This window comes from Pseudomonas sp. SDO55104_S430, assembly GCF_054070595.1.
Genome location: NZ_JBSVXG010000495.1, coordinates 1 through 797, shown reverse-complemented (window position 1 = coordinate 797; position 797 = coordinate 1). Strand labels below are relative to the sequence as shown.

The 797-nt window shown below is 64.5% G+C and carries 1 protein-coding gene; it reads left to right on the top strand.

Annotated features, from left to right (window positions below):
• A partial coding sequence (locus ACW9JE_RS30880; RefSeq protein WP_457434929.1) for a cytochrome c-type biogenesis CcmF C-terminal domain-containing protein occupies positions 1-797 on the top strand: 797 nt, incomplete at both ends.

Sequence of the window (797 nt, the reverse complement as noted above, 5' to 3'; positions counted from 1 at the left end):
TCGGTTCACGCGTTCGCCTCCGACCCGGAGCGCGGCGTGTTCATCCTGATCTTCCTGCTGTTCGTGGTCGGCGGTTCGCTGACGCTGTTCGCCCTGCGCGCGCCGGTGGTCAAGAGCCAGGTCGGCTTCAACCTCTGGTCCCGGGAAACCCTGCTGCTGGGGAACAACCTGGTGCTGGTGGTGGCGGCGTCGATGATCCTGCTCGGCACCCTGTATCCGCTGATTCTCGATGCCATGACCGGCGCCAAGCTGTCGGTCGGCCCGCCATATTTCAACGCGCTGTTCATTCCGTTGATGGCCTTGTTGATGCTGGTGATGGCGGTCGGCGTGATCGTGCGCTGGAAAGACACTCCGGTGAAATGGCTGATGAGCATGCTCACCCCGGTGCTGCTCGGCAGCGTCGCCATGGCCGTGGTGGCCGGCGTCGCCTACGGCGATTTCAACTGGGCGGTACTCGCGACCTTCCTGCTCGCGGCCTGGGTGTTGCTGGCCGGCGTGCGTGACATCTTCGACAAGACCCGCCACAAAGGCCTGATCAAAGGCCTGCCGACCCTGACCCGCAGCTACTGGGGCATGCAGTTGGCGCACCTGGGCATCGCGGTCTGCGCCCTGGGTGTGGTGCTGTCGAGTCAGAACAGTGCCGAGCGCGACCTGCGCCTGGCGCCGGGCGAGTCCATGGACCTGGCCGGTTACCACTTCGTGTTCGAAGGCGCCAAGCACTTCGAAGGCCCGAACTTCACTTCCGACAAGGGCACCATCCGGGTGATCCGCGATGGCAAGGAAATCAGCGTGCTGCA